The sequence below is a fragment of the Mesorhizobium sp. B2-7-3 genome, from assembly GCF_006440715.1.
GTDB lineage: Bacteria > Pseudomonadota > Alphaproteobacteria > Rhizobiales > Rhizobiaceae > Mesorhizobium > Mesorhizobium australicum.
The window spans coordinates 192,075-215,246 of sequence record NZ_VFTY01000007.1 but is presented as its reverse complement, the minus strand read 5'-3'; the positions used below and the strand labels follow the sequence as shown (position 1 = coordinate 215,246).

The 23,172-nt window shown below is 60.7% G+C and carries 22 protein-coding genes; 10 read left to right on the top strand and 12 right to left on the bottom strand.

Annotation, left to right across the window (positions count from 1 at the left end; genetic code table 11):
* The 4 genes from FJW04_RS17970 to FJW04_RS30320 all read left to right on the top strand — a co-directional run bounded on the left by FJW04_RS17970 (window position 1) and on the right by FJW04_RS30320 (window position 4,574).
* Window positions 1-726 carry an ABC transporter ATP-binding protein gene (locus tag FJW04_RS17970; RefSeq protein ID WP_181172982.1) on the top strand — a complete coding sequence of 242 codons (726 nt, stop codon included), beginning with the start codon at window positions 1-3 and terminating at the stop codon, window positions 724-726.
* A 179-nt stretch (window positions 727-905) separates the two neighbouring features.
* On the top strand, window positions 906-3,203 hold the full coding sequence (locus tag FJW04_RS17965; RefSeq protein ID WP_140715682.1) for a glycogen debranching N-terminal domain-containing protein: 2,298 nt from the start codon (window positions 906-908) through the stop codon (window positions 3,201-3,203).
* A gap of 167 nt (window positions 3,204-3,370) precedes the next feature.
* The gene (locus FJW04_RS30325) at window positions 3,371-3,952 is read left to right on the top strand and encodes an FAD-dependent monooxygenase (protein ID WP_246673867.1); all 582 of its coding nucleotides are present in this window, start codon (window positions 3,371-3,373) and stop codon (window positions 3,950-3,952) included.
* Window positions 3,867-4,574: an FAD-dependent monooxygenase gene (locus FJW04_RS30320; RefSeq protein WP_246673865.1), complete on the top strand. Its 708-nt coding sequence runs from the start codon at window positions 3,867-3,869 to the stop codon at window positions 4,572-4,574. Before FJW04_RS30325 ends, FJW04_RS30320 begins: the two co-directional genes overlap by 86 nt.
* Window positions 4,575-5,390: 816 nt before the next feature.
* Here FJW04_RS30320 and FJW04_RS17955 read toward each other — a convergent pair.
* Complete coding sequence (locus FJW04_RS17955) at window positions 5,391-7,916, bottom strand: pyrroloquinoline quinone-dependent dehydrogenase (RefSeq protein ID WP_246673864.1); 2,526 nt, start codon at window positions 7,914-7,916, stop codon at window positions 5,391-5,393.
* 324 nt (window positions 7,917-8,240) lie between these two features.
* The gene (locus tag FJW04_RS17950; RefSeq protein WP_140715680.1) at window positions 8,241-9,389 is read right to left on the bottom strand and encodes an AI-2E family transporter; all 1,149 of its coding nucleotides are present in this window, start codon (window positions 9,387-9,389) and stop codon (window positions 8,241-8,243) included.
* Window positions 9,390-9,559: 170 nt separating this feature from the next.
* Here FJW04_RS17950 and FJW04_RS17945 point away from each other — a divergent pair, with 170 nt between their 5' ends.
* Window positions 9,560-10,519, top strand: coding sequence for a YihY/virulence factor BrkB family protein (locus FJW04_RS17945; protein WP_181172976.1), 960 nt, complete (start codon window positions 9,560-9,562; stop codon window positions 10,517-10,519).
* Window positions 10,520-10,684: 165 nt separating this feature from the next.
* Here the strand turns inward: FJW04_RS17945 and FJW04_RS17940 are convergent, their stop codons facing one another.
* Window positions 10,685-11,536 carry a PRC-barrel domain-containing protein gene (locus FJW04_RS17940; RefSeq protein WP_140715676.1) on the bottom strand — a complete coding sequence of 284 codons (852 nt, stop codon included), beginning with the start codon at window positions 11,534-11,536 and terminating at the stop codon, window positions 10,685-10,687.
* A gap of 804 nt (window positions 11,537-12,340) precedes the next feature.
* Here FJW04_RS17940 and FJW04_RS17935 point away from each other — a divergent pair.
* The 5 genes from FJW04_RS17935 to FJW04_RS29975 all read left to right on the top strand — a co-directional run bounded on the left by FJW04_RS17935 (window position 12,341) and on the right by FJW04_RS29975 (window position 16,036).
* Window positions 12,341-12,886, top strand: coding sequence for a hypothetical protein (locus tag FJW04_RS17935; protein WP_140715674.1), 546 nt, complete (start codon window positions 12,341-12,343; stop codon window positions 12,884-12,886).
* Between the two features lie 120 nt (window positions 12,887-13,006).
* On the top strand, window positions 13,007-14,257 hold the full coding sequence (locus FJW04_RS17930) for a cation:proton antiporter (RefSeq protein ID WP_140715672.1): 1,251 nt from the start codon (window positions 13,007-13,009) through the stop codon (window positions 14,255-14,257).
* Window positions 14,258-14,532: 275 nt separating this feature from the next.
* Window positions 14,533-14,949 (top strand): BA14K family protein, encoded by a 417-nt coding sequence (locus FJW04_RS17925; protein WP_140715910.1) that lies wholly within the window; start codon window positions 14,533-14,535, stop codon window positions 14,947-14,949.
* A gap of 505 nt (window positions 14,950-15,454) precedes the next feature.
* On the top strand, window positions 15,455-15,715 hold the full coding sequence (locus tag FJW04_RS17920) for a hypothetical protein (RefSeq protein ID WP_140715670.1): 261 nt from the start codon (window positions 15,455-15,457) through the stop codon (window positions 15,713-15,715).
* 171 nt (window positions 15,716-15,886) lie between these two features.
* The gene (locus FJW04_RS29975) at window positions 15,887-16,036 is read left to right on the top strand and encodes a hypothetical protein (RefSeq protein ID WP_181172975.1); all 150 of its coding nucleotides are present in this window, start codon (window positions 15,887-15,889) and stop codon (window positions 16,034-16,036) included.
* A 143-nt stretch (window positions 16,037-16,179) separates the two neighbouring features.
* Here FJW04_RS29975 and FJW04_RS17915 read toward each other — a convergent pair whose 3' ends face one another.
* The 9 genes from FJW04_RS17915 to FJW04_RS17875 all read right to left on the bottom strand — a co-directional run bounded on the left by FJW04_RS17915 (window position 16,180) and on the right by FJW04_RS17875 (window position 23,089).
* Window positions 16,180-16,509: a hypothetical protein gene (locus FJW04_RS17915; protein ID WP_140715668.1), complete on the bottom strand. Its 330-nt coding sequence runs from the start codon at window positions 16,507-16,509 to the stop codon at window positions 16,180-16,182.
* A 240-nt stretch (window positions 16,510-16,749) separates the two neighbouring features.
* Window positions 16,750-17,010, bottom strand: a complete 261-nt coding sequence (locus FJW04_RS17910) for an oxidase (protein ID WP_140715666.1) — start codon at window positions 17,008-17,010, stop codon at window positions 16,750-16,752.
* On the bottom strand, window positions 17,007-17,645 hold the full coding sequence (locus FJW04_RS17905) for a cytochrome c oxidase subunit 3 (RefSeq protein WP_140715664.1): 639 nt from the start codon (window positions 17,643-17,645) through the stop codon (window positions 17,007-17,009). Before FJW04_RS17905 ends, FJW04_RS17910 begins: the two co-directional genes overlap by 4 nt.
* Window positions 17,642-19,255, bottom strand: coding sequence for a cytochrome c oxidase subunit I (gene ctaD / locus FJW04_RS17900; RefSeq protein ID WP_140715662.1), 1,614 nt, complete (start codon window positions 19,253-19,255; stop codon window positions 17,642-17,644). Before ctaD ends, FJW04_RS17905 begins: the two co-directional genes overlap by 4 nt.
* Window positions 19,252-20,196, bottom strand: coding sequence for a cytochrome c oxidase subunit II (coxB, locus tag FJW04_RS17895; RefSeq protein WP_140715660.1), 945 nt, complete (start codon window positions 20,194-20,196; stop codon window positions 19,252-19,254). Before coxB ends, ctaD begins: the two co-directional genes overlap by 4 nt.
* The gene (locus FJW04_RS17890; protein WP_140715658.1) at window positions 20,193-20,990 is read right to left on the bottom strand and encodes an SCO family protein; all 798 of its coding nucleotides are present in this window, start codon (window positions 20,988-20,990) and stop codon (window positions 20,193-20,195) included. Before FJW04_RS17890 ends, coxB begins: the two co-directional genes overlap by 4 nt.
* A complete protein-coding gene (locus FJW04_RS17885; protein WP_140715656.1) occupies window positions 20,987-21,493 on the bottom strand; it encodes a hypothetical protein in 507 nt (168 codons plus the stop codon). The genes FJW04_RS17890 and FJW04_RS17885 overlap by 4 nt, the downstream gene beginning before the upstream one ends.
* A complete protein-coding gene (locus tag FJW04_RS17880; protein ID WP_140715654.1) occupies window positions 21,486-22,613 on the bottom strand; it encodes a hypothetical protein in 1,128 nt (375 codons plus the stop codon). The genes FJW04_RS17885 and FJW04_RS17880 overlap by 8 nt, the downstream gene beginning before the upstream one ends.
* The gene (locus FJW04_RS17875) at window positions 22,610-23,089 is read right to left on the bottom strand and encodes a cytochrome c (protein WP_246673884.1); all 480 of its coding nucleotides are present in this window, start codon (window positions 23,087-23,089) and stop codon (window positions 22,610-22,612) included. The genes FJW04_RS17880 and FJW04_RS17875 overlap by 4 nt, the downstream gene beginning before the upstream one ends.
* Window positions 23,090-23,172 lie beyond the last annotated feature (83 nt).

Below are 23,172 nucleotides of genomic sequence, written 5' to 3'. Positions count from 1 at the left end.
GTGACGCACAACGGGCATGAGTCGCTCTTGAAGGTTACCGACCTTGGGGCCGGTTATGGCGGCATGCCGGTGCTGCGAAACGTCTCTCTGGAAGTGCGCAAAGCCGAGATCGTCGCCCTGGTCGGTGGCAATGGCGCCGGCAAGACGACACTGCTCCGCGCCCTGTCGCGTGTCATCGCTGCCACCGGAACGATCGAATTTTCCGGCCGGGATCTGGTGCCCATGACCTCGGACGAAGCGTTTGCGTCAGGGCTGGTGCAGGTGCCGGAAGGCCGCCAGCTGTTCGACCGCATGACCGTCGAGGACAATCTCTTGATGGGCGCCTACCGGCGCAACGACAAGGCGGCCGTGGAAGGCGATCTCAAGCGTATGTACGGCCTCTTTCCTCGGCTTGGCGAACGCAAGAAGCAGCTGGCCGGATCGATGTCGGGCGGCGAACAGCAGATGTGCGCCATGGCGCGCGGCCTGATGGCGGGACCCGTCCTGCTGATGATCGACGAGATGAGCCTTGGCCTGGCGCCGGTCGTGGTCGAACAGTTGATGTCGGTGCTGGCAACCATTCGCAACGAGGGTGTGACGATCCTTCTGGTCGAGCAGGATGTGCATCTGGCGCTGTCGGGCGCCGATCGCGGCTATGTCATGGAGACCGGCGAGATCGTGCACCGGGGCGCGGCCAAGGACCTGATCGACGACCCCGAGGTTCGCCGCGCCTATCTGGGACTTTGATCAGGCATGTTGGGTCCAGCGTTCAAGCGGTCCGCTTCATTCGCCGCGTCGACCAACTAGGCCTTCAATCGGTACTTCGGGCATCCGCCAACGGCGATGATTTGCTTCGACCTTGCGCCCAGCGATGCCCCGCAGAAGTCACGAGCGCGCGCCGGCAGCGCGATTGCCGAGGAACATTGATGACGAAGACACGGCAGAGACCCGCCGCAAAAAAGAAGCCAGGCAGGGCCACCCTTGCGCAGGTCCCGCGATCGTCACGCGAACAGGAAAAGGCGCAACAGGCCCCTAAGGCGAAACGGGAGCGGGAACGGCGTGTGCTCACGCAAGGCCATCCGGCCATCGTACGCAGCATCGCCGACGCCATCACCACTAAGGACATCAACCTCTATTACGTCGTCGCCCCGAATGCGCAGATACCGCTGAGTGATGAGCACGGGTTCGGGCTCTATTTTCATGATTGTCGTTTCCTCGGCGGCTATGAAATGTCGCTTGCAGGAGTGGCCCCCATCGTGTTGGCCTCGACCGCGGAGAAGGGCCACATCGCGCTTTTTCAACTCACCAATCCGGACTTGCACGTGGGGCAGGGGACTTTGATCCCCAAGGAAGAGTTGGGCCTCCGCTGGGAACGGGTTCTGGATGCCGATCAAACGCGCTTACGCGAGACCATCTCATTCCAGAACTTTGGCCATAAGGCGCACCACTTCTCTTTTACCCTGGGCTTCCGCGCCGGTTTCGAAGACATATTCAATGTGCGCGGGTTGGTGCGCGAGACGCGCGGCAAACCCGAGCCGCCGCGCTGGCGCGGCGGCAAACTCCAGTTCGTATATCATGGCGCCGACGGCTTTCGGAGAACGACGGCAATCGCCTTCTCCCCGCCACCTCACGCCAGCCATGACACCACCGCCGAGTTCAGGATCAGGATCTCCCCAGGGGACACCCAGACCTTTTCGGTTGGAATCGAGCTGACCGAAACCTGCGCGAAGCCCGGACACAATGAGCCCGAGGAGCAGCCGAATGGAGCAGGGCAGGTGGGCCTTGCAAACCCGCGAAATGGGTCTGAGCAGCGCCTCGAGCAGCATACAAACTTCATCAGCGACAGCTTGCTTTTGAACAACATCGTTGATCGCTCGCTGCGCGACCTTGGAATTTTGCGGTCGCGGCTGGGGCGCGAGGAGTATTTTGCCGCCGGGGTGCCTTGGTTCGTGGCTTTGTTCGGCCGTGACAGCCTGATCGTAGCTCTCGAAATGCTCGCCTTTCAGCCGCACATCGCCGCCCAGACATTGCGCCTCCTTGCCAGCTATCAAGGGCAATGCGTGGACCGCTGGCGTGACGAACAACCCGGCAAGATCCTTCATGAACTCCGCGTCGGAGAATTGGCCAGGGCGGGAGACATTCCCCATGCCCGCTTCTACGGCAGCGTGGATGCGACCCCGCTGTTCCTTCTGCTGTTGGGCCGATATGTGGCGTGGACAGCAGACCTTGCACTGTTCCGGGAGCTACGAGACACCGTCGATCGCGCATTGGCTTGGATTGCCGAAGCGACGGACATGAACGGCTACGTGGCGTATCGAAGCGCTTCGCGAAAGGGCTTGGTCAACCAGGGCTGGAAAGATTCCGGGGATGCTATCGTGCGTGCGAACGGCAGTATCGCGCAGCCGCCGATAGCCTTGGTCGAGGTGCAGGGCTACGTTTTTGCCGCCAAACGCGCGATGGCCGGCATCTTCGAACGCGAGGGAGAGATCGACCGGGCCAAGCAGCTTCGAAGCGAAGCCAAGATGTTGAGGAGCAGGTTCAATCACGACTTCTGGAGCGAGGATCTTGGCCTGTTCGTGCTCGCGCTCGAGAAAGGAGGGCGTCAAGTTCCGGTTGTGTCCTCCAATCCCGGACAGGCGCTGTGGACCGGCATCGCAGACCAGGACAAGGCCCAAAGGTCGCTCGCACGACTGATGCAGGACGATATGTTCGGGGGCTGGGGCGTGCGTACCCTCTCGACCACAGAGCGGCGCTACAATCCAGTTGGTTATCACCTCGGAACCGTCTGGCCGCACGACAATGCCTTGCTGGCGGCGGGATGCCGGCAGTATGGCGACGACACGGCAGCGTTGCGGGTCTTCACGGCCATTGCAGAGGCGGCGATGCATTTTCGGCATCAAAGGCTTCCCGAAGCGATTGCAGGGTTTGGACGGGAGGATTTTCAGGTACCGGTTCACTATCCCGTCGCCTGCCATCCGCAGGCCTGGGCCGCGGGAGCCGTACCATTTCTCCTGACCACCTGCCTTGGGCTGCAGCCGGAGGCATTGCCCCGTACTTTGCGGATCATACGACCGCGCCTTCCCAGTTTTGTGAGCCGCATCGAGCTGCATGGCTTGCGCGTCGGTGGAGAGAGCGTCGATCTGCAATTCACGAGGACCGCCGATGCCGTTACGGCGAAGGTCCTGCGGGTCAGCGGCGATCTCGCCGTCCACATCGAGGGATAAGCTACAATCCGGTCGGCTCAAGCAAGGACACAGCTCTCAATGTGCTTTGTTCTGGCTCGAAACTGGTCCAGACTCGGTAGTGCTCCTGCCCTGTCGGCCTCCGAGCGAAACCGCTGGAGGTGAATTGATCCTCTTGTCCAGGATGCAACAGCCTCTAGCTTCCGATCATGACCACCCGTACCGTACTGATCTCCGGTGGCGGAATTGCTGGGCCAGCGCTGGCCTTTTGGCTCAATGAAGCCGGATTTCAGCCAACCTTGATTGAGCGAGCGCCAACTCTGCGCACCGGCGGATATGTTATCGATTTCTGGGGCCTCGGATACAGCATCGCCGAACGCATGGGGCTTGGCGCGGATATAGAGCGCGTTGGCTACCATGTGCGCGAGGTGCGCATCGTCAATGATCACGGCAGCCGGATTACGGGTTTTGGCACCAGAGTCTTCAGCGAGGTGACTGATGGCCGTTATGTGACCCTTGGGCGCAGTGACCTGTCGCGATTGATGTTCGAAAAGATCAGCCACACGACCGAAATTATTTTTGACGAGGAGATCCTCGCGCTTCAGGAACTGCCAAATGGTATGGGCGCTCGGCTCGAACGGGGCGGCGAGCGCCAGTTCGATCTGGTGATCGGCGCCGACGGATTGCACTCGGCCGTTCGCCGGCTTGCCTTCGGCCCCCGAACACGAGTTCGAGAAAAAACTCGGCTATGTGGTCGCCGCCTTCGAGACGCAGGGTTATCGTCCCCGTGACGAGGACGTGTATGTGATGTACGGCCGACCCGGGCAATTGGTCGGACGCTTTACGCTTCGCGACAACCGCAGCCTGTTGCTGTTCGTCTTTACCTGCCAGGATGACCCCGCTCCCGTCGGGCTTCACGCACAAAAGGCCATGCTTCGACAACGTTATCGCGATGCAAAATGGGAATGCCCTCGCATTCTGGAGGAGCTTGATAAAACCACCGAACTCTACTTCGACAGCGTCAGCCAGATCAGGATGAACAGGTGGACGAACGGCCGCGTTGCCCTGACCGGCGACGCCGCGTTTTGCGTGTCTCTTTTGGCGGGGCAAGGGTCTGCCCTGGCCATGATTTCCGCCTACGTGCTGGCGGGCGAGTTGTTGAGGGCTGAGGGACGTCATGAGAAAGCCTTCCCCAAATACGAAGCATACCTGCGCGACTATATCGGGACAAAACAGCAAGGCGCCGAGCGGTTTGCTACAGCCCTTGCTCCCAAGACGCAGGTGGGCCTGTGGTTCAGGAATCTGGTGATAAGAACATTTGCAGTCCCCGGCCTGGCCCGTCTGGCGGTCAGCAGGGAAATTGCCGATTTGCTGGAACTCCCCGATTATCGGTGGCCGGCCGCGGTGGATTGACGACACCTGGCTTGCGCTTCGGCGCGCAATGTTCAAGCTGCCCGAACAAACTGCTTCAGCCCCTTCAAAACGCGAGCAAGGAAAGTGCCCGCCGCGGCACATTCCCGAACAGGCTTTCAGGATGGAATAGTTTCCCGACATGCTCAGTAGATGGGGTGCGAGTAAGTTTCGATGTGCCTCGAGGGCCATCGGCGGCCGCAAGGAGTGGTAGCGCGGGCTAAGTCTTGGGTAGCTCAGCGCTTCGCGTTTTGGGAGGAGCGCGCTCCTATCAGGCCCAGCGGCTGTTCCCTGGCCGCTGGGCCGGTCCGCATGTAGTGAACAGATGGGCAGTCTTGACCATGGATACGGTGCTCGGAAGCAGAAGGTATTACCCGTCTATTTGCCCAGTCTGCGCGGGAACGGCACTCGAAGCCGATCTCCTTCCGCAATTGTGCGAATTCCAGTGCGGCCTTTGCGGGGCCTACGAAATCACCGGCGCCGCACGCTCTGTAATGAAAGGTATCTCCCAGGAGTACAGGCAGCTGTGGCTTTCTCAAGCCCGAGACCGGGCTGTGGGTTCGCGGCACATCCCTCTGGTGGCTTGCATCAACGAAGAACCGGAGACGGCAAGCCGTTCTTGAGACAGCGGGAATGCTGCCGAGAAGTCTAACGCGATGGCTTTGGCATTGCTGAAGCGTCCCGCGCAATGAGCTGAATGACCCCACTTCTGCTGTAGTCGCCGCGATGCGCTAACACCCTCGGGGAAAGCGGCCGGCGCGGTCTGCCTCCGCTTGCTTATGCAGATCGCTCGAGACTCGTCGCGCCGGACCTGGATCATCACTGCGTGGCTTCCACCTCGCCTGGCTTGGGCAATGCCCATGCGATCACGTAGTCGCCCACGGGCGTTTTCATGAAATGATGTCCTCCTGCGGTGATCGCCACAAACTGTCGGCCATTTGCTTCAAAAGTAATTGGGTTGGCTTGGCCGCCGGCCGGTAGCTTCGTCTGCCACAGGACCTTCCCGGTTTGCGTATCGATGGCTCGGAACATGTTGTCCGTGGTCGCAGCTATGAACGCGAGGCCCCCTGCGGTGACCACCGCACCTCCGTTGTTCGGCGTGCCAATGCGGATCGGAAGCATGGAAGGAATTCCGAACGGACCGTTGGCACGTGCGTCCCCGAAGGGACGATCCCAAAGCGTTTTGCCCGTCGCGAGCTCGACACCGCGGATGCCGCCATAAGGGGGCTGCTTGCACATCAAGCCCGTCCATTTCTGGCGCCAGCCGGCACCGACTTCGATGCCGTAAGGCGCGCCGACCTGGGGGTCGCCACCGGGATCGGCCGGAACCTGGTCTCCATCCGGCTCATTGACCGGCAACAGCCCGCGTTTTTTTACCTCCTCTCGGCTGATCAGCCGGTCGTAATTGGCCATGTCGTTGTAGTTTACGATCAGAATGCCGCGTTTGGGATCCACCGCCACGCTGCCCCAGTCGGACCCGCCATTGTAACTGGGATACTCGACGAAGTGCCGGTCCGTGGTCGGCGGGGTATATTCACCGCGATAGTAAGCCTTGCGGAACTGAATCCGGCACCAGAGTTGGTCGAGTGGAGACATACCCCACATGTCCCGTTCGGTCAGAGCTGGCTTGGTAAGGTCAACGTAGGACGAATACGGTTGGGTCGGCGAGAGCTTCTGCGGCTCGACGCCACCTGTCGGCACCTTGCGGTTTTCCACCGGAAACAAGGGGTCCCCCGTTCGGCGATCAAGCACATAGATCTGCCCCTGTTTCGAAGGCAGGATCAGCGCCGGGACAGTGGCGCCGGCGTGAGGGAAGTCGACCAGCGTCGGCTGCGAGCCAAGGTCGTAGTCCCACAGGTCATAGTGAACTGTCTGAAAATGCCATACTGGCCTGCCATTGGTCACGTCGATGGCGACGACGGAAGAGTTGTAGTCGTTCTCGCAAGCCTTGCGATTGCCGCCATAGTAATCGACGGAAGAGTTCCCCAGCGGGACGTAAACGTAGCCAAGCTGCTCGTTGCAAGCGGCAGAGGCCCACATGTTGGGGGTGCCGCGCGTGAAGGTTTCGCCCGGAGCAGGCTCGCCGGTGAGGTTCGGGCGGCACATGTCCCAGGCCCAGGCGAGCTTACCGGTGACCGCATCGTAGCCGCGGATGACGCCCGATGGTGCATCCTCGGCCTGGCCGTCCTGCACCTGTCCTCCCATCACAACGATACCGCGCACGATGACTGGCGCCGCAACGTTTCCATACCAGCCAGGAACCTTCTGGCCGATGCCGCGCCAAAGATCCACCTGGCCGTCCGAGCCGAATCCGGGACAGGGCGCACCCGTCGCCGCATCGACGGCGATCAGCCGAGCGTCCAGCGTACCCTCGATGATACGCTCGGCGCACAGGTCGCCGGAGCCCGCGGCGGGATTGCGGTAATACGAAACTCCGCGGCAGGTTGCGCCGTAGGGGACGGCGTCGTCGGGCACACGAGGATCGTATTGCCAAATGGCCTTTCCCGTCGCCGCATTGAGCGCGAACAGCTTGTTCTTGGGCGAGCAAAGATAAAGCCGGTTGCCGATCTTCAGGGGTGTTATCTCCGGATATTCATTCTTCGTCTCGCTGTCGGGCAGGTCTCTCGTCCGGAACGTCCACATGAGTTTCAGGTTCTTGACGTTGTCGCGATCGATTTCTCGGAGCGAGGAATACCGCAAACTCAGGTTCGTGCCGCCCCACGAAACCCAGTCGCTGCCTGCATCGCTGCGCATCTGGACCATGGCTCCTTCGCCTGGGGGCAGGCCTGCACCTTGCTCGCTGCTGCTGCTCGGCGCAGAACCGTCTGCCGCGACTTTGGCTGCTAGTTCCGGTGCCTTGGGCGCTAAGCGCTGCAAGGGCCGAGCAAGATCCGGCGTCTGGTCAACGGCCGATTGGGCCTTAGCGCTCGAAACATTCCAGGGATAGGAAACGAACGCGCTGGCTCCGAGTGCGATCAAAACAAGCCCCGCCGCCACAAAGCCGGCGGACTTGGCGCCGACCCCTCTTGTGGTGTGTTGCGGGCGCTCGAACACGGGCAGACACAAGAGCACAAGACCGAGCAGAATCGATGGCCCGACCAGGCGCGGGACCTGTGCCCACCAATTCGTACCGACCTCCCAGAATGCCCAGGCAACCGTGAAAACATAGGTGCCGGCGTAGAGCCAGATTCCGCTCTCGAAACAAAGAGCAACAGCGCGCCAGAGGCAGCCAGGCCAGCCCCCGCGATCAAGTAGTACCAGGACCCGCCGAGCGCGACGAGCCAGATGCCACCGGTTGCAAGCATCGCCCCGATCAACACAATGGCAGCGCCTAGAATTCTGCAATAGTTGATCCAGCCGCGACCGTTACCGCGCTTCGATGTCCGCATTTCGAGTCCTCCTGGGGCTGTCGCGAGGCCGGGCCAGCACTGGGCCCGATCACACATTGTTTCATCTCGCTACAGAACAGAACTGCGCGGCGGCGCCATTGTTCCCCGGTTTTTCCGCAAACCCCGAACGCCGTTGCGCGGGCTAGAGGCATCTTCGTTGGACCATGCCAGTCGCGCCCACCGCGTGAAGGGCCACCGCCAAGGGAGACCGCGCGGCCGCGTCCTCTCGGTCCAACGAAGTTTCCGTCCAAGTCCGAACTTGCCAAAACCTAAACCAGTTTCACGAAGCTCTGCCCGGTTTGCCGGGTTCTGCCAACGCCGAGACATCCTTGCAGGCAGGGGCGCGCTCGACGTATAGCCGCAAGAAAAAAACGCGGATGATAGCAGCCAAAGGTGTGGCAAGCGCCAAACCGTAGACGCCAAACAGTACCCCAAGCACAATCTGTCCGGAAAAGAGCATAGCTGGAGGCACCGAAACCGCTCGCCTTTGGACCATCGGCGTCAAGACGTAGCTCTCCAGCGTCTGTACGGAGACATATATCGCGGCCGCTCCGATCACCGCCCAAATGCCGAAGGGCAAGCTCGCGACGATGATTATGATACCTGCGAGCAGCGGGCCCAAGGTTGGCACAAAGGCAAGCAGGCCCGCTTGCAGGCCTAGAAGGGCAGCCGGACCGACCCCAATGAGCATCAATCCAAGCCACACTAACAGCCCAATTAGAGCCATCGTTATCAGCTGGCCCAGAATCCAGTGCCGAAGGGCCTGCCCCGATTCTTCCAACACCAAACCCCAGCAGTCTTGCCGGTCCGGCGGGGCAAGCAGGAGAATGGCGTCTCGGTAGACCAGAGGCTGTGCGGCCAAAAACAGCCCGAGGAACGCGATGATCATACCGTCGCCCAGCCCGGCCACCAAAGTCGCTATGGCGGTCCAGGCCGGCCCAAAGAGCCCTCCCACGTCTGGCAGCATGGACTTCAAGGTTGGCGTTGCATCGCGCATCTGGGTCAGATCCCCGGCGCTGTCGGCTGGAAATTTCAGCCCGTGCTGCTTCAGCCAGGCCAAGCCGTTGTTGATCTGCTCGCGCACGGTGGCCGCCAGTTCGCTGCCTTGCGCCCCAATCGCGGTTCCGCCCCACGCAATGCAGGCAGAGACAACAACAAGGATTACAGTACAGACAATCATCAACCGCACGCTGCGAGGCCACTGCACCAGTTTCCCGAGCAAGAAGGTGAGGGCATCGAGAAACGCCGCGAACACGACGCCAGCAAAAAGAAGCAGCAAAGCTTCACTCACGCGCCAAACGAGAAAAAGGGCTGCCCCGGCAAAGGCAGCGCAAAATACCGCATAACGGATGAGTGCTTTCGGGTTTTCGCCACCTGCCACCTGTGCACCATTCTTTCGCTCAGCCGCCGGGGCGGCCCGCTTCGACATTGTGCCAATCGGTGGAGCGCCAGGAGCTGCTTGTCGGTCGACACCTGCCGACGTCCACGGGACTGCCGGGCGAACCCAGCGAAATCGATCAGGTGCGGCCGGGCCTTACGGGCTGTGGAACGATGCGCTTCATGAATGGTTCCCTCGCATCAGCGGGCCCGGAGGGTGCAATGCCGCAGTCTTGGTCCACGTCAGCGAAGCTGCGATCCTGGGTGCTTGTCGTGGGTCGAGCCGCGACCGCATTCCGCACCCACAAGCTCTCTATCATTGCATCGGGTGTGGCGTTCCGCGCCACCCTCGCGGTCTTTCCCGGCGTCGCCGTGCTGGTCTGGGTCAGCATCCGGTTCATACGCCCGGACGAGTTACGCGCAGCAGTGCATGCTGTCGCCTCTATGATGCCACAGAGTACACAGGACATCATTCGTACCGCCATGAACAGCCAACTCGCGCACGATCCCGGCGCAGGTTCTTCTTCGGGCTTCCTAGGGCCGTTTTTCGCGCTCGCTCTGGCCGCCTGGAGTGCCAGCAGCGGTTTCAAGGCGATCTTGGTCGCCCTCAACACAATCTTTGATCGCACGGAAAGCCGACATTTCCTGCGCCTGACGGTGATCGCGTTTTCATTTGCCGGCGGCGCTCTCTTTCTGTCGCTCATCGCCATCGCTTTGATCCTGGCAGGCCCTTTCGTGCTTTCGCTTGGCGGAACCGCGCAACGTTGGCCTGTGCTCTTGACCTACCTCAGATGGCCCATCTTGGTGACGCTCTGCATCGCTGGCGTCGGAACCCTCTACCGCTATGCTCCAAATCGTGAGGGCGAGCGGGCGCCACTGGTGACCTACGGTTCATTCACAGCAGCGTTGGCCCTGACCGGCTGTTCCGCGGCGTTCTCACGCGTGCTCGCTCACGTCGCCAGCCTCTCGGTTACATATGGATCGCTGAGCACCCTGATTGGCTCTGGCTATCAGCCACGCTGGTGCTGGTCGGCGCAGAACTGGACGCGGCGCTCAAAACCGGCAACGGAGACAAGTCGAAGGACCGCGACGACAGTAGAGCACGGGACATCGGGCGGCAGGCCGTCCCAGGCCACCGCGACCGCCTGTTCCGCGCAACGATGCATGTCGGGCGCCGGGTGATGGATTGGAGGCGCGTTGCTTCCGGGGCGCTTCTGTAACCCAGACGGGAAGACGAAGTCGTCGGTCCGTTCCTCGCTACAGGCGCCAGCCACAGCCCCTTGGCGCCGCTTCGTAGCTGCATTCCGGCAGCGAGGACCGCTCCTCATCGGAGCGGTCCTTTGGCAACTACTGCACGGTCATGCGCTGGTTGTCGCGATTGTCGGCCCAGGTGCTTTTGTCGTAAGCGGGCTGGGCTTTCAGCTGATCCTTGGTGAAGTTCGTGTACAGATATTTGTTGCCATTCTGATCCTTCATGAATGAAAGCTTGTCCATGCCTACGGCCACTTCCTTCTCGCCCATGCCGAGGAAACCGCCCACGTCGACGATGACCGCGTCAACCTTGCCATCTTTGGTCAGGACCACGTCGCCGATCTCGCCTACGTTAGCGTCATTGGCACCGTAGACAGTGGTCCCGACCAGCTCCTGGGTGCGAATCTTGCCGGGATCGATGGGGGTCAGCGATGCCTTGTCTGTCGCGCCAATCGCGGCCGTGGTGGCCGGCGCGGTGGTCGTCTCCGTAGGCGCTGCCGCCATGCTTGTGTCGTTGTTACTATCCTGCTTCACCGCCGCACTGTTTGCGGACGTCGTATCATAAGATTTGCGGTCGAAATTCGCTTTTGCCTTCAGATCATCCGACGTGGCACTGATGACGAGCCAGCGGTTGCCATCCTTCTCCGCCCATTTCACTGTGTTGTACGGTATAGCCACGTCCTTTTCCCCCATTCCGAGAAAGCCTCCGACGCCGACGATAACAGAGTCCACTGCGCCGTTGTCGCCTATCAAAAGGTCATCTACCGACCCGACATTGTCAGCATTGTCGCCGGTACCGTTGTAAACCTTCTTGCCGATGATATTGGATGCCAAGTGGCCCGACACGGTTTGGGCTTGCTGGGTTGTGGCTGTCTGGGCCGCATAAGCCAGGTTCGAAGCTGAAACAAATGCAGCCAATGCGGTCGTGGCTAGAATAGTGCGTACCATGAGGATTCTCCTGTTGACGATCAAGTTCGTTCTGGCCCTCGGGGGCAGCGAACGGACTATTGGGACAACGAGACGCATCCGGACAGGTTCCGAAAGTGGGCAGGCATCCTCTAGTTGCTTTTCCACTCAAACGCTCGACAGCGAGACAAGTTTGGTCGGCTTTGCTCCAGCGATTGATCCTGTTCCCACCGTAGAGGAAGGTGTACGCGAATCGCCGGGCCTCTCCTGCTCCCTGGCAACATTGTGCAGCCCCTTGGCACACGGTTGATGACGTCCATCTCAAGTGAACCGGCCCGGAGTCTGGTAGACCTTCTGAAGCGTCGTAGTGGATATGTCGCCTTAGCAGCGGAGTCCTTGCTGCGGCGGTCTGCCGGGCAACGCGTGATCTGCTGCTTGTCTAGCAGCTCCGGGGGATGCGAACCGGGAATCTCTCCTGGAGCGCAAACGTCGGAACAAAACAACCGAGGACTTGTTTTTCATGACGTTCACTTGGCCGCGAAAGCACTCCGCTGCTGCGAGCCTGTTCGCCAACGCCGCCCACGACGCGGACTCCGCCGATTCAAATTCGCGACGGCGCCGGCCAGATGAAGAAGTGGTGGCGAAAAAAGTGAAGCCGACGAGGCTGATGCATGCAAGAGCAGGAGCATCGATCGCGACCGCCCCGATTGAGAAGAACATACGCAGGAGCTCGAGATGCTTAGTAGCGCGTCCGCGCTTGCAAAGGTGGGAATCCTGTGAGCAGTCGTGGAGGAACAAGCCCTAATCTGGTTCCAGACGCGAAGTGCGGTACGCAGGAAACCTGACATGACAGTGGTAATTGGACTGTTTGACAATCATGAGGATGCAAACCAGGCCGTAGGTGAGTTGGGCGAGGCGGGAGTTGCGCTTTCCGACATCAGCATTGTGGCAGGTGGTGCTAATGGCTGGTATGCCGACCATCGCTCGCAGGCCGCGGAAGATGCTGCGGCCGGCGCGGCTATCGGCGGATTAGTCGGTGGCGCGGCGGGACTTCTGGCAGGATTCGGCATAATGGTGATTCCGGGCCTCGGTCCTGTGGTAGCCGCTGGATGGTTGGCCGCCACAGCTGCGGGCGCTATAGGCGGCGGCGCCGCAGCTGGAGTAACCGGCGGAATCATCGGAGCCATGACAAGCTCCGGCGTTCCCGAAAGCGACGCCGGCGTTTATGCGGAAGGCATTCGCCAAGGCGGCACACTTGTGGTGGCGAAGGTCCGGAATCAACTGGTTCCCAACGCCAAACAGATCCTTCGGGCCAGATCAGTCGATCTGGTGGAACGGCGTAGCCAATATCAGGCGGCAGGGTGGACCGGGTTCGATCCCTATGCCGGTTAGAAACAATCCCGTTGCCCATTCTTTTCACCTGCCCGACAGCGAAAGCGGCCGTCGGTTCGTCATTGCATCCGTCCACGCGGTGTCGGTCTGGCGCATCTCGCGACATCCCCAGGCAAACTGATGAGCAGTTTCAACGGAGCGCTGGCGCTTGGTGCAGGCACGGTGCTGGTGCTCGGCTTGTTGGGCGGATACGTCAAAAACCGGCTGTGGCTGGCCGAAAGTACGATCTGCCTCATCCTGGGTGCGGTTTTAGGGCCGATGGGGCTTGGCTGGGCAGATCTTGCCTCGCTGCCACTCGACCCGTTTGCGCTCCTCAAGGAAGCGGCACGTCTCACTTTGGGGATCTCTGTCATGGCGGCCGCCCTGCGGCTGCCGCCGGGATTTGTAGCCCGGCGTGCTGCCGGCCTCGCAATTGTACTGGGGCCAGGAATGCTGTTGATGTTCTTGTCAGGCTCGCTCCTTGCTCTGACGATCCTCAATCAGCGGCCGCTTGTCGCTCTGCTGGTCGGCGCGGCACTTGCTCCGACGGATCCGGTCGTGGCGGGGGCGATCACCGCCGGAAGAGCCGCCGAACGCATGGTTCCAAACCGAATGCGCAGTCTTCTGACCGCCGAAAGCGGCGCCAACGACGGCCTCGCACTTCTTTTCGTCACGCTGCCAGCTCTCGTCGTTGCCCAGGCTCCAGTCGAGGCTCTTTCGGAATGGCTGACGCAGGTTCTGCTCTGGCAAACTATGGGTAGCGTTTCGATTGGGCTCGTATTGGGGTGGCTGGCGGGTCACCTGCTAACGTGGGCTCGGCGCCAGCCCTTTTGCCAGCACCATTCCATAGCAACCATTGCCCTGGCATTGTCGCTGACTGTCCTTGCCTTCGTTCGCCTGATCGGGAGTGACGGCATTCTTGCAGTTTTTGCCTCGGGCCTTGTCATCAATTCCTTTGTTTCTAAAGAGGAGGCCCGCCAGGAAAACGTCCAGGCGGCGGTTAGCCGCTTCTTCGATCTCCCAGTCTTCATCCTGGTTGGGACTATGCTCCCTTGGGCAGCTTGGCACGAGCTTGGCTGGAGGGCGATTGGATTCGCGGTAGCTGTGCTCATTGTGAGGCGGGTGCCGTGGTGGGTTGCATTGTATCGGGCGGTGCCTGAAATCAGAACAATGTCGGAGGCTGTTTTCCTTGGCTGGTTCGGTCCAATCGGGATCTCCACCATTTACTATCTTCTGCTGATCCGTGAAAAGACAGGCCTGCACGAGGTATGGGAAATCGGCACCATCGCGGTGTCTTTGTCTGTCGTGGTGCACGGCATGTCCGCGACGCCCTTTACGCAGCTGATAGGGCGGGCAAGAACAACCTCGGGACAAGCCCAACAGGGATCTTAGTCTAGGCCGGCCGACACGGTCCAGCTTTGCAAATCTGCTAACCGGCGTGTTGGCACACACCAGGCAGGTTCAAAGCCGCCATTGCGTGTGAGCCATCCGCCTTCCGTTATTCGTCACCGTTGGGCTGGCGCAGCTAGGCCAAGTCATAGATCCTACATGTAAGTAGTTGTTCTTGAGAAATACGACAATTGCAACAAGAATTCTTGATGGGCAAACCCGATTGGAACAAAATCACCATACAGCGGTTTGCAATCCATCAAGCAATGGAGGCTTCGATGAAAAAATCCTCGATTATGCGAAGCATGCTAGCAGTTCTACTTGCCTTCGGAACCGTCGTTCCGGCCAGTGCTGTGCCGGCGTTTGTTCCAAAGGTCCAGTCCGCTTCCACGGAGGTGGTCCCTGTTCGGTACGATCGAAATCGCCTGATGTTTAGAAGAAATCACGGATACTGGCGTGGTCATCGGGGCTACAGACACTACCGTCCCGGATATCGCCGGCATAACGGCTGGTGGTTTCCTCCGGCAGCATTTGCGTTGGGCGCCATCATTGGCGGCGCCATGAGTCAGCCGCACGTGGTCGGCAATCGACACCTCCGCTGGTGCTATGATCACTATCGCTCATACAGGGCATCCGACAACACATTCCAGCCGTATCACGGACCGCGTCGGCAATGCCGATCGCCCTACGATTAAGCCGTCCATCCGCAGCATCTCACGAGAGACCTGATGGCCTCGCTTCAGCAGACTGACGCGAGGCCGACGACTTCGTCCGATGGGTCGTCGTAGAAGCGTGCGGTCGTCTCCAAGCAGTGCGGATGCGCTCCGAGCGCGTTCACTGCAGCAAGGTGGGTTTGCGTGCTGAGACGTGCCCTGTAGCGTGCTGCAAAGCCACCAGGCGGCATGTCCATGGCTCTGATGACACATAGTCGATGTCCGGCTCAGACGTTATGGCGGCAAGCGGCCGAAAAAATTTGCGACAGCCTGGAATAGTTTCGGTGCGAGCCGAGTAAACGGGATGTTTCGGGCGGCCATCCAAACGCTGTCCCGCAACTCCATGCCCGATCTGGGAGTACCGATCTCATAGTGATGGTTCCGATGCTTACCGCCGACAGAAGCGCTCGTTGGCGAGCACGCCCCCGGACGGCGTCGAACAATGCAGCCGCGCAATCGGCCAGAAGTGGGAGCATGAGCATAGGTCATGCGCAAATTGCACGATTATGAAGAAGTAGGCCTGATCGGCTATCCGTCTGATGGCGCCTACGTCGCCGTGATGGGCAAGGGGGATTATCTGCTTGGAGGCGAGTTGTGCGGGCTCAACGGGGCGCGCTTGGCCGAACAAGCAGCTTCCCTGCCACGATACTATCCCCACGCTATGCGGCTCGTGTTGATAACAGTGCACGGAGACCGCCTTGTGGCGGTCAGGGACTATGGGGTCCCGCTAGGCGAAATTGATGCGTGATTGGCCGTGCCCAACAGGCATGAAGAGACGCGGACCCGACTCTGATGGGCCCTCGACGACGGTTCGCGCTAAGGTGCCGAATCGCGCCGTGCCGGCGTCAAGATCAGATCGCTATTTTGCAGCTGATCGCTTCGTGACCGGCATTGCTAGAGTTCTGCGCTGGAGATGCCATTGACCAGCAGAACGCTGATCGCGGCTACCATCGGCCTCATCTCAGGAGCCGCTATAGGTGTCAGTCACGACAACCTCTTCGCAGGCGCTGGAATCGGCACCGCTTTTGCCATCGCCTTTGCAATGGCAGTGCGTGATCGGAACGAATAGTTTGCAAGGAGGGATCCAGCGTGCTCGCTTGTGCGGCTGGAAAGAGTAGCCGCCCGCGCAGCCGCTTTGGCAGAACAGAGCGTCTGAAACAGCGCCGCGCACAGTTACCAGCCGGCCGGTCCGGGCAGGCGGCCTTGACGCCGTCAAGCCCCCCAGATCGCCCATAGGGCCACCGCCACCGCGATCACCGCAAGGAGGGCGAGTGGAAGCCACCGATTCGGGTGGGTGGCGGACCGTCTGCCGTCGTGCTCGCGTTCCATGGAACGACTGTCGGCCTTTTTGGCCGTCACCTCTGCGCGCAGCGGTGTGCCCGTTCCGCCCGGCTGGGGAAAGCCGCCCGCTTCTGCATCCGTTTCCATTGGGGCGGCGGCGGGATCGAAGCCAGGGGTCTTGTCGCCAAATGATCCGGTATCAACGGCAGCGGCAGTGTTCCACCCCGGCTTTTTGTTCCTTTCGTTGGTCGACCCTGTCATCCCATTTCCGTCCCAAATTCACCGCGGCCAGAACTGCTTATGCCGTGGCGAACTTTAGGCGTCGTGGAATGTTCCCTCGCAGCCGCGGCTTTCCCCGGCCCGACTGGACCGCCCACACGGAGGACGACGACTAAGCGATAGCTGATAGGTGCGACTTTGCTTGTCTTCCGCTGCTGCTTCATCTGATCCGGAGCGAATCGCGACAAACTGTAGCGCCTTGGTAAATCGAACGCGGAGTGATCAGGTCATCGGCTGGTCAATCAGCGTCAGCACAAACAGGATCAACAGCCAGAGCGCGCCCGCCACAACACTCAGCCTTACCAAGATTTCCATGCGGGCCAATTCCATGAATGCCAGAGCGATGATGACGGTCTTTGCCGCAGCGATCGCCATGTTGGTCAACATGTTGAAACCGGCCAAATCGAGATAGGACGAGGCGACAGTGAGCGCCAGCAGCGCGAGCAGACCAATGTAGGCGAGGATGAGCCGTGAGAGGGTCATGCCCGGCTCACCAGGTACAGAAGGGGAAACAGGATCACCCAAACGATGTCGATGAAGTGCCAGTAGAATCCGACCGCCCGTACGCGGCGCAGGTGGTTTGATGGGTTCGCCCAATTCCAGCTGGCAGCGATCCCGAGCACCACCGCGATGCCGCTGAAGAGGTGCAAAGCATGTAACCCCGTCATGGCAAAGTACAGTTGGAAGAAGTGGCGCGCCGCCAGTTCGTGCGCTCCTTGCCAGTGGAAAGGCAGCCCGAGCACCGGAGCCACGTGTTCCTGCGCCTCCTCAAAATATTCATAACCTTTGATGGCGAGGAAGGCAGTACCAAGCACGGCTGTCGCCAGCAGTGACAAGACCGAAGTCTTTGGGCGCTCACCTTGCAACCCCCAATGCGCCAGCGCCATCGTCAGGCTTGAGGTAATCAGGATTGCCGTGTTGGCAGTGCCAAGTAGGATCGAAAGGTGCCTGGACGCTTCGCCGAACGTTTCGGAGCTGTGGATCCGCGCGGCCGTGTAGATCAGGATGAGTCCGCCGAAGAGCATGGCTTCGGAAATCAGAAATACCCACATCCCAAGGGCGTCGGCCGTGCGCTCGCGCTCGGCATCGCGAAACGCAATGCTTTCGGTCGCTGTCATGACTGCTGGTCCTTGAGCTCGTATTGATACGGCTTGCTGGTCACCTGCGGCATCTGTTCAAAATTGTGCGGTGGCGGCGGCGAACTCGTCTGCCACTCAAGGCCGGTGGCGCGCCATGGGTTAGCTGGAGCGAAGCGGCCGGCAAACAGCGACCACCCGAGATAGAAGAGCGGCATCAGGTACCCGATGGCAAGGATCACAGCGCCGGCGGAAGACAGTTCATGCCAGAAGGCGAATTCTGGGGGATAGGCGTGATAACGGCGCGGCATCCCCAAAACCCCGAGCACGAACTGAGGAAAAAAGGTGAGATTGAAGCCTATGAATATCGTAGCGGCGGCCACCCGGGCCCACATCTCGGGATACATGCGTCCCGTCATCTTGGGCCACCAGAAATGGATACCCGCCATGAATGCGGTCACCATGCCGCCCACCATGATGTAGTGGAAGTGAGCTACCACGAAATAGGTGTCATGGAGGTCGACGTCGACCGCCAGCGAAGCCAGGAATAGCCCCGCGAGTCCGCCGAAGGTAAACAGCGCCAGAAAACCCAGCGCATAAATCATCGACGCTTCGAAGGTGATGGAACCTTTGCGCAGCGTGAGGCTCCAGTTGAACACCTTGATTGCCGAGGGAATGGCAACGCAAAACGACAGAAAAGAGAACACGACGCCTGCGTACGTTGATTGGCCGGAGACGAACATATGATGGCCCCACACCAGAAACCCGAACAGGGCGATGGCCATCGTGGCGAGCGCGACGGCGGTGTATCCAAAGAGCGGCTTTCGACAAAAGCACGGTATGATTTCGGACACCACACCCATGCCGGGCAGGATCATGATGTAGACGGCGGGATGGGAGTAGAACCAGAAAAGATGCTGAAACAGCAACGGGTCTCCGCCTTGACCAGGGTCGAAGATCCCGATGCCAAACAGCCGATCAAACACGATCAGGATGAGCGTCAGCGCCAGCACCGGCGTTGACAGCACCATGACAAGGCTCGTCGCGTATATCGTCCAGACAAAGATCGGCAGCCTGAACCAGGTGAGCCCCGGTGCGCGCAGCTTGTGGACCGTAACGATGAAATTGATGCCGGTCATGATCGTCGAGAAGCCGACTACGAAGACGCCAAAAGCGGCCGCGCTCACGTGACTGTTCGAGTAAATAGAGGAAAACGGAGTGTAGAAGGTCCATCCGGTGTCGACACCGCCGGCAACCACGGCAGACAGCGTAAACAGGCTGCCGAGGATGAACACGTACCAGCTTGCGAGGTTCAGTTTCGGAAACGCCAAGTCGCGCGCACCAATCATCAGCGGCAGGAGGAAGTTGCCGAGCGTGGCTGGGATTGAGGGGACCAGGAAGAACCAGACCATCACGATCCCGTGGATCGTGAATAGACGGTTATACGTGTCGTCCGAGACAAGGTCGCCGGCGGGCGTCGCGAGCTCGATGCGCATCAGCGTGGCCATGGCCCCGCCGAGAAAAAAGAAGGCTGTGAGCGAAATCAGGTAAAGCCAGGCGATGCGCTTGTGGTCCGTCGTTAGTAACCACGAAACAGGTGTCGTGCCTTCGCTGAGATAGCTCGGTGCGACCGGGGCGGCCGGAGCATTCATCGTGAACCCTCCTGTGTGGACAATGATTTTATGTACGCCACGACCTCTTGAAGCTCGCTCTCCTCGATCAAGCCGTCGAAACTGGGCATCACGGGATCGTAGCCGGCCGCTACCTGCTTGTTCGGCTGCAGAATGGAATCGCGGATATAGCGCTCGTCGGCCATGACGGTGGTGCTGTTGGAGAGCGCCACCGGCCGCCCGAAAACACCTCGCAGGTTGGGCGCCCGCACCGTGCCGCCTCCATCGTGGCATCCCGAACATCCAAGTGAGCTGAAAAGGCGCTCGCCGGAGCCGGCAAGCGATTGCCCCCCACCTTCTTGCTTCAGCCAGGCCGCGAAGTCCTGAGGCTCCATCGCATACACGGTGCCCAGCATTTGCGAGTGAGCTGTGCCGCAATATTCTGCGCAGAACAGCCGGTACTTGCCTGGCTTGGTGGCGGTGAACCAGACCCGCGTTGATCGGCCGGGAACCGCGTCCTGCTTTACGCGAAAAGCAGGAACGAAGAAGGAATGGATGACATCCTGAGAGCCGAGCGTGACGAGGATGGGGCGACCAACTGGAATGTGCAATGCGTCGATTTCGCGCTGGCCGCCGGCATGCCGGAACTGCCACATCCACTGCTTGCCGAGCCCGGCTATCTCGATCGCATCGGCGGGCGGATGGTCGCGCTGCACGAAGATATAGGCTCCCCAGCCGAAAAGCGCGAACGCTATGACGAGCGTGGCGGTCGTCCATCCGATCTCCAAAGGGGTGTTACGCGCCACGCGCCCGGAGCGGTCGGCGGATGAGCCCGCCCGGTATTTCACCGCATATCCAATAACAAGCGCGGTCAGAAACAACCCAAGCCCGCCCGAAAAGGCCAAGAGCGTGTAGAACAACCAGTCGACCTGTGGCGCCAGGCTCGAGGCCTCGGGCGGGAGAAATTGAATGCCCCCGCTCACGGCGTCTTCTCCCTCCGGCGGTTCCCGATTCCCCGGGGCTTGCGCGACAGGATGAAGATCAGCCCGCCTAACAGTGCCAAGGTCAGGCCACCTGAGACCGACAGCACCCGGCCGATCAGCGGCGTGTATTGGCCACGCGACGTATCAAAGCCTGAACAAAGCAGCACGACCTGGTCTGAGTAGGTGCCGATGGAGCCGCTGGACGCCTCGACCAGCGCCAGCCGAAGATCGCGCGGCTTCAGCGTGGTCGAAGAGAGCAGGCGCGAGAGTCTGGCTTGCGGCGTGAGCACGGCGACCGATACGGGGTGGACAAACTGGTTTATACGCTCGCGGCTCTGGTAGGTGTAGCCCAGTCCATGCGCCAGGCTGCCGATCGAGGCGTCATCGCCGGTGAGAAAGCGCCACGCCGGCATGTCGGTGCGGTTCATGATCCTTGCCAGCTTCGCCTTGCCGGCTTTCGCATCGGCCGCCGTCTCGCGGGGGTCGATCGAGACGAAGACTGCCCGGTAAGCGTCCGTTTCGAGTCCGCTCTGCTCAAGTGCGTCCGCTACTATGTTCTGCGTGAGACCGCACAGGTTTGGACATTTGTTGTAGCCAATCAACAGGACAGCAGCTTTGCCGTCGAGCACGTCCTTGAAAGGCCTGCGCACACCCGATGCTTCCAAGAAGGCGAGGTCGGGATCAATCCCCGCGTTCCGAGGCGGCAAAAGCGCCGGACGACTGACAGTAGCCTTCGCCTGAACCGCCGATAGCAAGCCGGCGGTCAACAGCACCACAAGCGCCAAAGACTTCATCTGGCGCCTCCAGTTGCCGCCCCGCTGCCAGCTTCCACCGCCGGCGTCGATCCGCCGGGTGCGGTCTCCTCCGTATTCCTGCAGTCTCTTGCCTGCGGCGCCCGTGGGACGTTTGCATTTAGCAGGTCGCATTCGCCGCTTTTAGCGGAACCGCGCCCCATCCATTCCGGTACACCCTTGTCCGCGATCATTTGCATGGCATCCTCTATCGGAATGCGGGCTATGCCGGCCTTTTGATCGATCCATCCGGTCTTTTCCAGTTGCGCCTTCTCGCGCGCCAGGAGCATCCTCAGCGCATCTTCGCCGTCGCGCTGCAGAGTAGGGGAACGATCATTGTCCTCGAAAGCGCGACCGAGGGGTGGCTGTCGCGGAGTGGTGTCGAAAAGGAGCGCGAGCACGCCGAGCGTTACGCCGAGGAACACGACGAACCCGGCTGAAAACCACAGCAGGATTCGCCCCGATACGTCGCGACTTTCGGGTTGGCGCCTGTTCGGTTCAGCCATTGATCGGCGCTCTTGATGCGAGACGGTCAATAAGGCGCGGCGACCCCGCAGCAGCCAGAAGCAAGCCGCCCAGAGCCGCAAAGGCGGCAACGTCGATCCAGGCATAGTGCAATGAGGTCTCTGCAAAGGCCGGCCGCACGCGCCAGACGACGTCTAGGGCATGACCGGCGAAAACAACTGCGGCGAGGACGGCGACGGCGTTTCGGCTGCGCTTGAGGCCTCGCGACAAGAATGCTGTGACGGCAACGGCGTGGCAAGCGACCATAACCCACATCACAATTTGCCACCCGTTCTCGCCGCGGGCAACGTACCAGTGAATCTCGTCTGGCAGGTCCGCCGCCCAGACGATGAGGTACTGCATGTAAACAAGATAGACCCAGCCGAGAACGAAGCCGAACAGCATGTTGCACGCGTCCTCCGTGATGAGCACGCCCCTCTTGCCGCCTTGTGGAATGCCTTCTGTCAGCCCGAGCGACATCAGCAGTGTTGCCAGTGCCAAAGCACCAGACATCTGGCCGGAGGTCTCGATCAGTCCGTACACCGTCGAGACGAACTGCGGTTCCAGCGCCAGCATCCAGTCCACGGAGAACATCAGGACGCTCAACCCATAGATGACGAGGCCGACAGCCGCCCAGCGGCCACGGCGGGCAAAGGGTCGGCTTTTCTCCCCATCCGAACTGATTGACATAGCCAGCGACCACAGCCATAGCCAGGCAACCGCGCAACTGGCAGCGCGCAACAAAAAGAATGGCACGTTGAGATACGCCAGCTTGAGTTGCACCTTTTCGGGCAATTCTTCTGCGGGAAGGTGTGCCCAGGCGAATACCGGGTGCAACGCCAAAAGCAACGGCAGCATCATGGCCAGAGCGACTGGCAAGGTGGCGGCGATGGTGCGCAGCCAGGGCCGCAGGGCCCGCCCCCAGTCGCCGCCGGTGAGCACATGGATCATCAGCAGGGCAATGGCTCCGAGCGGCAAACCGAGTATGAACAGAGCGACCGTCCACCACGCGGCGGCGACCTGCATCGGTGCCAGGAACAAGCCGAACCCGCAGCCCGCGAGGCCTGCAAGGCCGACGATGCCGGCCACAGGCGCGGCGCGCTGCAGGATAAGCTCGTTCATTGTGTTGCGCTCCCCTCGATCTTCTCGCGCACCGCGGTCGGCAATTCTGCCAGCTGGGCGTGCTGCGAGAGCTGAAGTGCGCGCACATAGGCCACGATCGCCCAGCGGTCAGCTGGCGGAACGCGATCGGCATAAGAGTACATCACGCCATACCCATGGGTTATGACGTCGTAAATATGCCGGTTGGAGACTTGCAGCAGGGCATCCTGATGGTAGGTGGGCGGTGACGGGAAGCCGCGTTGCACGATCATCCCTCGCCCGTCCCCCGAGAGCCCGTGGCAGGGCGAACAGAATATGTCGAAGCGTTCCCTGCCGTGTTGAAGCAGAGCCATGTCTATTTTCTGCGGGATATCGCTTGGCGTTGGGGAGATGTCGGCGTCGCGCCGCACCGTTCCGGGAACCGGCTGCCTGGCCGAAGCGCCGTCCGGAAATGTTGCCGCCGATGCGAGCGGATCATAGCGTGGCTGGTCCGACATCGCCTGCTTTTGGCAGCCTGCCAGCAGGCCCGAGCATAAGAGGACCGCTGTGGTCCCGAGGCGCAGCCCGCCAAAGCAGCGGC

What these genes read in the sequence shown, in the direction of transcription:
- FJW04_RS17965 (WP_140715682.1), top strand. Translation starts at nt 906, where the DNA reads ATGACGAAGACACGGCAGAGACCCGCCGCAAAAAAGAAGCCAGGCAGG.
- FJW04_RS30325 (WP_246673867.1), top strand. Translation starts at nt 3,371, where the DNA reads ATGACCACCCGTACCGTACTGATCTCCGGTGGCGGAATTGCTGGGCCA.
- FJW04_RS17950 (WP_140715680.1), bottom strand. Translation starts at nt 9,389, where the DNA reads ATGTCGAAGCGGGCCGCCCCGGCGGCTGAGCGAAAGAATGGTGCACAG.
- FJW04_RS17945 (WP_181172976.1), top strand. Translation starts at nt 9,560, where the DNA reads ATGCCGCAGTCTTGGTCCACGTCAGCGAAGCTGCGATCCTGGGTGCTT.
- FJW04_RS17940 (WP_140715676.1), bottom strand. Translation starts at nt 11,536, where the DNA reads ATGGTACGCACTATTCTAGCCACGACCGCATTGGCTGCATTTGTTTCA.
- FJW04_RS17935 (WP_140715674.1), top strand. Translation starts at nt 12,341, where the DNA reads ATGACAGTGGTAATTGGACTGTTTGACAATCATGAGGATGCAAACCAG.
- FJW04_RS17930 (WP_140715672.1), top strand. Translation starts at nt 13,007, where the DNA reads ATGAGCAGTTTCAACGGAGCGCTGGCGCTTGGTGCAGGCACGGTGCTG.
- FJW04_RS17925 (WP_140715910.1), top strand. Translation starts at nt 14,533, where the DNA reads ATGAAAAAATCCTCGATTATGCGAAGCATGCTAGCAGTTCTACTTGCC.
- FJW04_RS17920 (WP_140715670.1), top strand. Translation starts at nt 15,455, where the DNA reads ATGCGCAAATTGCACGATTATGAAGAAGTAGGCCTGATCGGCTATCCG.
- FJW04_RS17915 (WP_140715668.1), bottom strand. Translation starts at nt 16,509, where the DNA reads ATGACAGGGTCGACCAACGAAAGGAACAAAAAGCCGGGGTGGAACACT.
- FJW04_RS17910 (WP_140715666.1), bottom strand. Translation starts at nt 17,010, where the DNA reads ATGACCCTCTCACGGCTCATCCTCGCCTACATTGGTCTGCTCGCGCTG.
- FJW04_RS17905 (WP_140715664.1), bottom strand. Translation starts at nt 17,645, where the DNA reads ATGACAGCGACCGAAAGCATTGCGTTTCGCGATGCCGAGCGCGAGCGC.
- ctaD (WP_140715662.1), bottom strand. Translation starts at nt 19,255, where the DNA reads ATGAATGCTCCGGCCGCCCCGGTCGCACCGAGCTATCTCAGCGAAGGC.
- FJW04_RS17890 (WP_140715658.1), bottom strand. Translation starts at nt 20,990, where the DNA reads ATGAAGTCTTTGGCGCTTGTGGTGCTGTTGACCGCCGGCTTGCTATCG.
- FJW04_RS17885 (WP_140715656.1), bottom strand. Translation starts at nt 21,493, where the DNA reads ATGGCTGAACCGAACAGGCGCCAACCCGAAAGTCGCGACGTATCGGGG.
- FJW04_RS17880 (WP_140715654.1), bottom strand. Translation starts at nt 22,613, where the DNA reads ATGAACGAGCTTATCCTGCAGCGCGCCGCGCCTGTGGCCGGCATCGTC.
- FJW04_RS17875 (WP_246673884.1), bottom strand. Translation starts at nt 23,089, where the DNA reads ATGTCGGACCAGCCACGCTATGATCCGCTCGCATCGGCGGCAACATTT.